Origin of the sequence: Otariodibacter sp. (assembly GCF_029256985.1) — a bacterium.
GTDB lineage: Bacteria > Pseudomonadota > Gammaproteobacteria > Enterobacterales > Pasteurellaceae > Otariodibacter.
The window spans coordinates 1-9,838 of the sequence record NZ_JARIDQ010000065.1; the positions used below are offsets into that span (position 1 = coordinate 1).

General features: G+C 35.3%; 8 protein-coding genes. 3 read left to right on the forward strand and 5 right to left on the reverse strand.

The genetic code is table 11. The annotated features are described in order from the left end of the window. On the forward strand, window positions 1-1,053 hold a 1,053-nt coding region (locus Q1J40_RS06735), incomplete at its 5' end, for a glycerate kinase family protein (protein WP_301099293.1). A gap of 83 nt (window positions 1,054-1,136) precedes the next feature. Here Q1J40_RS06735 and uhpC read toward each other — a convergent pair. Beyond that, the gene (gene uhpC / locus Q1J40_RS06740) at window positions 1,137-2,456 is read right to left on the reverse strand and encodes an MFS transporter family glucose-6-phosphate receptor UhpC (protein ID WP_301099295.1); all 1,320 of its coding nucleotides are present in this window, start codon (window positions 2,454-2,456) and stop codon (window positions 1,137-1,139) included. Window positions 2,457-2,867: 411 nt separating this feature from the next. On the opposite strand from uhpC, the gene deoR reads away from it, so the two are divergent. Next, complete coding sequence (deoR, locus tag Q1J40_RS06745) at window positions 2,868-3,554, forward strand: DNA-binding transcriptional repressor DeoR (RefSeq protein ID WP_301099297.1); 687 nt, start codon at window positions 2,868-2,870, stop codon at window positions 3,552-3,554. Between the two features lie 94 nt (window positions 3,555-3,648). Here the strand turns inward: deoR and mnmE are convergent, their stop codons facing one another. From mnmE to Q1J40_RS06760, 3 genes are all read right to left on the reverse strand, one after another. Then, window positions 3,649-5,010 carry a tRNA uridine-5-carboxymethylaminomethyl(34) synthesis GTPase MnmE gene (gene mnmE, locus Q1J40_RS06750; RefSeq protein ID WP_301099298.1) on the reverse strand — a complete coding sequence of 454 codons (1,362 nt, stop codon included), beginning with the start codon at window positions 5,008-5,010 and terminating at the stop codon, window positions 3,649-3,651. Between the two features lie 174 nt (window positions 5,011-5,184). Then, entirely contained in the window at window positions 5,185-6,435 is a 1,251-nt protein-coding gene (locus tag Q1J40_RS06755) for a YeeE/YedE family protein (RefSeq protein ID WP_301099300.1), read from the reverse strand. A 460-nt stretch (window positions 6,436-6,895) separates the two neighbouring features. Beyond that, window positions 6,896-8,143, reverse strand: a complete 1,248-nt coding sequence (locus Q1J40_RS06760; protein WP_301099302.1) for a YeeE/YedE family protein — start codon at window positions 8,141-8,143, stop codon at window positions 6,896-6,898. 334 nt (window positions 8,144-8,477) lie between these two features. On the opposite strand from Q1J40_RS06760, the gene Q1J40_RS06765 reads away from it, so the two are divergent. Continuing rightward, on the forward strand, window positions 8,478-9,368 hold the full coding sequence (locus Q1J40_RS06765) for a pirin family protein (RefSeq protein WP_301099303.1): 891 nt from the start codon (window positions 8,478-8,480) through the stop codon (window positions 9,366-9,368). A 126-nt stretch (window positions 9,369-9,494) separates the two neighbouring features. Here the strand turns inward: Q1J40_RS06765 and Q1J40_RS06770 are convergent. Beyond that, on the reverse strand, window positions 9,495-9,838 hold a 344-nt coding region (locus Q1J40_RS06770), incomplete at its 5' end, for a S1 RNA-binding domain-containing protein (RefSeq protein ID WP_301099304.1).

A 9,838-nucleotide genomic window follows, 5' to 3' on the forward strand; every position in this document is an offset into this window, starting at 1 on the left:
GTCAAAAAAGTCGTTCCTGATGCAGAATGTATAAAAGTCCCAATGGCTGATGGCGGTGAGGGAACAGTACAATCATTGGTTGATGCTTTATCTGGTCAGTTATTATCTGTTGATGTTACCGATCCTCTGGGACAGAAAATCACTGGATTTATTGGTGTTTCAGGGGATAAAAAGATTGCCATTATAGAAATGGCAGCAGCATCAGGATTGCATCTTGTGCCAATTGAACAACGTAATCCTCTCAAAACAACCAGTTATGGTACTGGTGAGTTAATTCGATATGCCCTTGATTTAGGTGTGGAGAAAATTTTGCTTGGTATTGGTGGTAGCGCAACTAATGATGGTGGTGTTGGAATGTTGCAGGCCCTTGGTGCTAAATTTTTAGATATCCAAGGAACGGAGATTGCTTGGGGCGGGGAACAATTAGTTAATATTGCCCATATTGATTTATCTTGTTTAGATTCACGACTTCAATCGGTAAAAATCGAAGTCGCCTGTGATGTTGATAATCCACTTTGTGGGCAATACGGTGCCTCAGCAATTTTTGGTCCACAAAAAGGCGCTACACCAGAAATGGTCGCTATTTTAGATAATGTCCTTTTACATTTTTCTGATATTGTAGAGAAAGAACTATTGCTCAATATTCGAGATAAAGCAGGATCAGGTGCAGCAGGTGGAATGGGTGGCGGTTTGCAATTACTTTCTAATGTCGAATTAAAAGCAGGTGTTGATATTGTGATTGAAGCGGTCAGTTTGTCAGAAAAAATTGCAAATGCTGATCTTGTAATTACAGGAGAGGGAAGAATGGATGCTCAAAGTATTCATGGTAAAACGCCGATTGGTGTTGCAAAAATAGCGAAACAATATAATAAACCAATCGTGGCTATTGTAGGTTCACTAAGAGATGATTATGAAGTGGTATATGACTATGGTATTGATGCTGTATTCCCTATTATTCGTCAGGTCAGTACATTATCAGATACGTTAAATCAGGCAGAAGAGAATCTAATATCAACCGCTCAAAATGTGGCAAGGTTGTATCGGTTAAGATAAGTTTTGGTTAACTGGAATTATTTAACTAAAAATTACGCTAGTTAGATGATAATGTTATCCAACTAGCGTAATTAATTTATACCTTAGTTTTTATTACGGTGTCTTTGTAAGAAATATACAAGTATAAGTAATAATGCACAAGCTAATGAAATTATAAATAGTGTTCCAAAGAAACCATTCCATTTAAAGTTTTCAATAACAAGTGATAATGGTAAACCTGCGACAGCAGCCCCGATATAAGCAAACAAGCTAACAAAACCTGTTGATGCTCCAGCTGCATTTTTATGTGAATTTTCTGCGGCAGCCATTGCTATAAGGAATTGTGGTCCAAAGATAAAGAATCCCATTAAGAAGAATAAAGCAGACATTACGAATCCATCATTACTAGGAACAAACCATAGTGCTAATGCGACAGCAATAATTCCAACCACATAGATTATATTCATTTGAGTGCGGTTTCCTTTGAAGAATTTGTCTGAACCCCAACCAGCAAAGAGAGCTCCTAAAAAACCACCTACTTCAAAGAATGCAACGCTTGTATTTGCTTCTAATAGATCATATCCATGTGTTTCTGTAAGATACAAATTTCCCCAGTCGTTGATTCCTGTACGAATGATATATACCAAACCGTAAGAAATTGCTAATGCCCAAATAATACTATTTTTGAAAACATAAACTTTTAATATTTCCCAAGTTGATAATCCTACCCCTGTACTTTCATGTTCTTTTTCAGCAACGTCATCTCGCCATTCTCCAACAGTAGGTAATCCCATAGAAGTAGGACGATCTCTTAATAAGAAACATAATCCAATACCGATTACTACAGCAATAACTCCAGGCACAAACATACCGTATCGCCATCCCCAAGCTAATGTTACAGCACCAGCAATAATTGGAATTAATGCACCACCTAAATTATGTGAGGTATTCCAAATAGCCCACCATAAACCACGTTCATTTCTAGAGTACCAAGTGTTTAGAATTTTTGCACATGGAGGCCATCCCCAACCTTGAAAAAAAGCATTTATCATCCATAAAATGACAAACATAATCACAGATGAACTCATTCCAAAAATGATGTTTACAATCCCTGTTGCAATTAGACCTAGTCCCATAAAATAACGAGGATTAGAACGATCACCAATTACACCAGAAAGAAATTTAGAAATACCATAAGTCAAGTAAAATGCTGTACCCATCATACCAATATCGGCTTTTTCTAATCCAAGATCGGTTAGCATTTCAGGCATAACAAAGTTAAAGCCTTTTCGGGTAAAATAGAAAACAGCATACCCAATATAGCTCACGATCATTAAATGAAGTCGCCAATAACGATATGTAGCATCAATTTCTGATTTTGTCTTTGTAACTGGAATATCCGGGGCTTCACTGAAAAAAGACATAAGTTATTTCTCCTTAAATTCAAATGAATATTAATATTTTTGTTACTTTCGTAACCGTAGAATGGATTTTTTGTTAGAATAAAAACAAGTATTAAGTATTTATAGTTTATATTGATTCTAATGTTATAAAATTGACATTGATCACAGAAATAAAACTTTTTTTCTTTAATAATATATTTAGTATTTTTAACTACTTAAGAGAAAATATCGTGGTGGTTAATTTAGCTAAGTGTATAGATCATATAGTACTTATTGAAGATAAAATCAAAGGGAAAGTTAAATTGTCTTCTAATAAAGTAATACAATCCTATTTTGAGAGCTTATATATAGTTATATGCTTTATTGATATTACATTGGCCAAATAAATATTACTAATTTATATGTTATACAATAAAAAGGAGTATCTTTATTATGGTATCTCGTTTACAAAAATTAGAATTTTTGTTGAAACAGAAAAATCAAATTCATTTAAGAGAAGCTTCTGAACTACTAGGTGTATCTGAAATGACTATTCGTAGAGATATTAATAGTGGAAATACTCCTTTTAATTTACTTGGCGGATATATTATTTTTGCTCAAAAAGATAAAAATAATTATCATGTTATTGAACAACAATCTAAACATATTAGTGAAAAACTTAAATTAGGAGAAAAAGCAGCAAAACTAATAGAGGAAGATGATATTGTTTTTTTTGACTGCGGTTCAACAATTCCATTTGTAGCATCACAAATTGATGATGCTCTACGTTTTACTGCTATTTGCTGTTCCTTAAATACTTTTAATATCTTAATCGAAAAGCCAAACTGTAAAGTTATTTTAATTGGAGGAGAATATACTCCTAATAATGCAGCATTTTCTCCTTTGAATTATCAAAATGATCTTGATCTTTTATTTACAGACAAGGCATTTATTTCTGCAGCAGGAATTAGTCAGGAGAAAGGCGCAAGTTGTTTTGAGCTATCTGAGGCAAATATCAAGCGGCAGGCCATGAAAAAAACAAAACAAGCAATACTTATTGCAGATCAATCTAAACAAGATAAAGTGTACACAGCATTTATTTGTCAACTGTCAGAATTTGATCAGATTATTATTGAGTGAACTTTTTTAATGGATTGTGATGTAAAATTAATCTGACAGCTACATCATTTTTAGATGTAGATACTGTCAGATTATTTTAGACCCTTTTTTATACTTACTTACCAATACAAAATGAGCTAAAGATATTGCTGAGTAGATCGTCTGAGGTGAATTGCCCTGTGATTTCGCTTAGTGCATTTTGCACAAGGCGTAATTCTTCCGCCAAAAGTTCGCCGGCGTGGAATTGGGTTAATTGAATATGTCCTCGTTCTAAATGTTCAGCTGCAGTATCTAGTGCGACAAGGTGGCGACGGCGAGCGATGAATCCCCCCTCGGTTGAGCTTTGGTATCCCATTGATTTTTTAAGATGATCACGCAGTAAATCCACACCAACTTTTGTTTGAGCCGATAGGCGAATCATACTAAATTCTGGCATTTCCATTAGTCCTTCCGCTTCACCCGTCAAATCCACTTTATTGCGAATAATGGTTACAGGAATATTTTTTGGAAGTCGAGCTAAGAAATCTGCCCACTCTTGTTGAAAATTATCCGCTTGTGATTCTGCACTATCGATCATCAACAATACGTGATCTGCTTGTTCGATCTCATCCCACGCACGTTTGATCCCGATCTTTTCAACTTCATCACTAGCTTCTCGCAAACCTGCTGTGTCAATAATATGTAAAGGCATACCATCTATATGAATATGTTCGTGTAACACATCACGGGTTGTCCCTGCGATATCGGTGACGATTGCCGCTTCACGTCCTGCTAATGCATTGAGTAGGCTTGATTTACCTGCGTTTGGTTTACCTGCAATTACCACTTTCATCCCTTCACGCAAAATGGAGCCTTGTTTGGCTTCTTTTCTTACGCCATCAAGCTGACCGATAATTTCATTCAATTTACGCTCAATTTTACCATCGGCGAGGAAATCAATTTCTTCATCAGGGAAATCAATTGAGGCTTCAACATAGGTGCGTAGGTAGATCACAGAATCAACCAATTCATTCACCTTATGGGAAAACTCCCCTTGCAATGATTTTAAGGCGGAACGAGCCGCTTGTTCAGAAGTAGCATCAATTAAGTCTGCAATCGCTTCCGCTTGGGCTAAATCCAATTTATCATTTAAAAAGGCTTGTTCAGAAAATTCACCCGCACGAGCAATACGAATGCCTTTAATTTTTAAAATGCGGTTGAGTAAAATATCTAAAATAACTTGTCCACCATGTCCTTGTAATTCAAGTACATCTTCCCCTGTAAATGAGTTTGGGGCTTTAAAATAGAGTGCAATACCTTGGTCTAAAACGGTTCCATCTTCATCTTTAAATGGTAAATAATCTGCCATTCTCACTTTTGGCACTTTGCCTAATACCGCTTTTGCCGCCTCTGTCGCTAATGGGCCTGATACACGTAAAATCCCGATTCCACCACGTCCGATCGGGGTAGCTTGTGCAACAATTGTTTCTGTTGTCATACTTCTCATTCTCTTCAAAAAATTTGTATTATTGTACCTTATGTTATAACGACAAGCAGTGAGATTTCAGAAAAATATCAGGATTCCTTACTTCTTACTAATATATTCAAACGGAATAGGCATAAAAAAGAGCTGATATTTCAGCTCTTTAACTCTCTATTTAGCTTTTATGGGTTAGCAGAATGAATCGGTTGGTTTTGGTACAGATAAACCGAAGTATGGGCGTAAATATAATGCAACAAAAGTCCCTACCATGGCTAATAAGCCCCATACATAACCATGTAAGCTAAATGAAGCGATTCCACCGAAGTAAGCACCAATATTACATCCAAATGCTAAACGAGCACCGTATCCCATTAAGAATCCACCAATGATTGATCCCCAAGTTCTACGAGAAGTGATTTTAGTTATTTTGAATAATCCTGCCGCTGCTGATGCTACAAATGCACCGATGATAATACCAAAATTCAATACTGAAGTTGAGTCTGCAAAAATGGATTGTTGTAATGTAGCGGCTCTATTACCTTGCCAATATCCCCAACTTGTTACATCGAAACCACTAAGTAATGCAAGTTTAGATCCCCACAATGCGAATCCTGATGTTACCCCCCAAGGTGCGCCACGAGTCATTAAAGTAAGTGCATTTAACACTGCTAGAATAATTGCTGCAACAAATAATGGCCAAGAGCCTCTGAGGATACGTTTCCAACCTTTAGCAGAAGGAATTGGCTCAACTTTAGGTGCTTTTTTCTTTTTCTCAATCACTAAAGTAACCCAAGCGATAAGCCCAAATAACACGATAGAAATTAACCAAGCACCACCATAACCAAAGCCTGTAGAGGTTGCTAAAGAATATGCACCTAATGATGGCATTTCTTCAAGCCAGAATGGTAAGTGATACGCACCCACAGTCGATCCAACGATAAAGAAGATCAAGGTAATGAACATTACTGTTCGACCACTACCTACGGTATACAAAGTCCCTGATGCACATCCGCCACCAATTTGCATACCGACACCAAATAGGAACGCTCCCACAATTAAGCTGGTACTAATGGGTGAAACATGTCCTGCAACCGAGCCGCCAAAGAAGCTTATGCCATAAGATAAAATCGGAGCAAATAAAGTTACAGCTACCGCAAGCATTAACATATGCGCACGTAATGCTTGTCCATTACCGACCGCTGCCATACGCTGGAATGCAGAAGTGAAACCAAATCTTGCATGAAATAATGTTAATCCCAATGCAAATCCAATAATAAGTAATAAAGATTGCGATAAATTTTGTGTTGCTAAGAGATAAACTAATAGAACTAATTCAACAGCAATACCTGCTGCCACTAAATTTTTCTGTGAGGTAGTAGCAAGTATTGGTTGGTTAGATACTGCAGTAACAGCATTAACCTCTTGTGTGATTGTACTCATGATATATTCCCTTTTATAAAATATTTTCTATTTAGATACATTCAATCAAATAAAATAATCACTCAATTAATGGCTCAGTTTTATTTAACTAACTTTCAGTCTTATAAGAATAAGAACATGAGAAATAATATAATCAGATTTTAATAAACATCAATATTATATTTATTACAAAAAACAATAATATATAACTATAATTAATAAAAGGCATATTTCTTGTGACTACAAATAAAAATAATTTATATCAATAAGTTATGGTAAGTTTTTAATTAAAATAAACTACATAAAAAATAAATGACAAGCGGTAGGATTACACAATATTTTTGCAAATTTAAAGTGTAATCTTACCGCTTGATATATTAGGTATAATTAATGTAATTATTAATTAAATCTATCTCAAAATAAAATTATTAATCATTATTTATTTTTATTTAATTTATTGTAATTTAGAAAATAATAAATATTAACAGAATGAATCGGTTAATTTTGGTACGGACATACCAAAGTATGGACGCAAATATAATGCAACAAAGGTTCCTAACATTGCTAATATTCCCCAGATATAGCCATGTAAGCTAAAGGAAGCAATACCGCCAAAGTAAGCCCCGATGTTACAACCGAACGCTAAACGAGAACCATATCCCATCAATAAACCACCAATCACTGAGGCTACAAATCTACGCCATGTGATTTTGCTAAATTTAAATAGCCCAGCAGCAGCTGATGCAACAAATGCACCGAGGATAATACCGAAATTTAATACTGTGGTTGAATCTGCAAAAATAGATTGTTGAAGTGCACGAGCATTATCACCTTGCCAGTATTTCCAACTTGCAACATCTACACCACCAATGCTTGCAATTTTAGAACCCCATAAAGCAAATGCAGATGTAACTCCCCAAGGTTCACCACGAGTCATTAAGATCAATGCATTGAGTACCGCTAAAATAGTCGCAGCTGCCAATAAAGGCCAAGATCCTCTTAGTATACGTTTCCAACCTATTGTGGTTGGGATTGGCTCAATTTTAGGTGATTTTTTCTTCTTCTCGATAACTAACGTTACCCAAGCAATCAAACCAAATAGGATAATAGAAATTAACCAAGCACCACCATAACCAAAGCCTGTAGATGTTGCTAAGGAATATGAACCTAATGACGGCATTTCCTCTGTCCAGAATGGTAAATGATAAGCACCAATGGTAGAGCCGACAATGAAGAAGATTAATGTAATGAACATGATTGAACGTCCACTACCGACAGTATAAAGTGTCCCAGAAGCACAGCCACCACCAAGTTGCATTCCTATTCCAAATAAGAAAGAACCCACAACTAAACTTACTCCAACGGGTGCGACATATCCCTCAACTGAACCATCAAAGAAACTCAACCCGTAAGCTAGGATAGGAGCAAATAAAGTTACAGCTACCGCAAGCATTAACATATGTGCACGTAATGCTTGACCATTACCTACTGATGCCATGCGATGAAATGCAGAAGTGAAACCAAATCTTGCGTGAAATAAAGTTAGTCCAAGTGCAAATCCAATAATAAGTAATAAAGATTGAGAAAAGTTTTGTGTTGTTAAAAGATAAATTAACAGCACTAATCCAACAACAATACCGCCAGTCACTAATTTATTTTGTGGCAACGCTAACATCGGTTGGTTAGATATTGAATTAGCAACATTAACATCTTGTATTATCGTACTCATAAATTTTCCTTTCGAAATATCCCTTTTTAACTTAATTAAAGTTAACCTACGAATACTTTCATAGTTAACTCATCCATTTTTTCTAATTATTTCCTATATGCTCTATACGAACAGGAACATGGTTTGACACTATAATCTGATTTCTGGAACTGCAATATCACAATAATTAATAACATATAACCATAATTACTAATGATAATTTCATAATTGTTAACATTTTATTAACTCTTGAAAAAACACCATTTGCCATCATATATAGTGCATAATGTAAAAGGGCCATCAAAAATGGCGTATGATTAACGATTATTAGAACAGAAAAATTTAGGAGATGATTATGACGAATATAGTAAAAAATGATGTGGTTGTTGCTCAACCCCGTAAGGTTGAATTCTTATATGCAGGCGTAGAAACTCAAGATGGTGCTGGTGTAAAATTAACTCGTGTATTAACTCACCAATTACAAGAACGTTTAGATCCATACTTGATGTTAGATAATTTCAAGAGTGATAACCCTGATGACTATATTGCAGGATTCCCAAGTCACCCTCACCGTGGTTTTGAGACCATCACTTATATGATCACTGGACGTATGCGTCATAGAGATAGTGCTGGTCACGAAGGTTTACTACAAAATGGTGGTGTGCAATGGATGACAGCAGCAAAAGGTGTGATCCATTCAGAAATTCCTGAACAAGAAGATGGTGAAATGGACGGCTTCCAACTTTGGTTAAACTTACCTGCTAAAGATAAAATGAAAGATCCTTGGTACAAAGATTTCCAAAATGCAGATTTACCAAAATTTGAAACTGAAAATGGGACAAAAGTTACTGTTATCGCAGGTGAATCAAATGGTGTACAAGGAGCAGTAACACGTGAGATTACAGAGCCTAACTATTTAGACATTCATCTACCAGCAGGAGCTACATTTAGCCATAAAATTCCTGCAAACCATAATGGATTCGTCTTTGTATATAAAGGTAGTGCAAATATTGCAGGTCAAAATGTACCAATCAAAAATATGGCTATCTTAAAAAATGATGCTAATGCTGATGGTATTGTAGTTGAAGCAGATAAAAATGAAGAAACCAAGTTAATTCTTGTTACAGGCCGTCCATTAAAAGAACCTATCGTCCAATATGGACCATTCGTAATGAATAGTGAGCAAGAAATCATCCAAGCGATGAGAGACTATCAAAGAGGTCAATTTGGTGAAAATGTTGCTTAATTAAATAAGTCTATATGAATCTATCAATCTTAAATACACTGGATATTAAGAGATAGAATCTAAAGCATAAAACGGACCTGCTCCTAAAAGTTGGTACTTATCTAACTGATTCAGGAGCAGGTTTTTTTATAGCTGATTTAATTTTTTCTTTTTTTTTAATGATTTCTTAATATTTTTTTTCTTTACTTCTTTGAATACAGTCGATGATTTTTTGCCCTTCTTTTTAGCAGTTTTTCCCACCGATTTAGGTTTGCGTAAATTGGTAATCAAATCAAAATCAATTTTCTTATCATCTAGATTAACACTCATTACTTGCACCTTAACAGGATCACCTAATCGATAAATATTGCCATTTTTTCCAACTAAGCGTTGACGATCACTATCAAAATGATAATAACCATTATCCAAGTGAGAAATATGTACTAAACCATCAATCAACAAATCATTTAATTTTACGAATAATCCAAAGC

What these genes read in the sequence shown, in the direction of transcription:
- uhpC (WP_301099295.1), bottom strand. Translation starts at nt 2,456, where the DNA reads ATGTCTTTTTTCAGTGAAGCCCCGGATATTCCAGTTACAAAGACAAAA.
- deoR (WP_301099297.1), top strand. Translation starts at nt 2,868, where the DNA reads ATGGTATCTCGTTTACAAAAATTAGAATTTTTGTTGAAACAGAAAAAT.
- mnmE (WP_301099298.1), bottom strand. Translation starts at nt 5,010, where the DNA reads ATGACAACAGAAACAATTGTTGCACAAGCTACCCCGATCGGACGTGGT.
- Q1J40_RS06760 (WP_301099302.1), bottom strand. Translation starts at nt 8,143, where the DNA reads ATGAGTACGATAATACAAGATGTTAATGTTGCTAATTCAATATCTAAC.
- Q1J40_RS06755 (WP_301099300.1), bottom strand. Translation starts at nt 6,435, where the DNA reads ATGAGTACAATCACACAAGAGGTTAATGCTGTTACTGCAGTATCTAAC.
- Q1J40_RS06765 (WP_301099303.1), top strand. Translation starts at nt 8,478, where the DNA reads ATGACGAATATAGTAAAAAATGATGTGGTTGTTGCTCAACCCCGTAAG.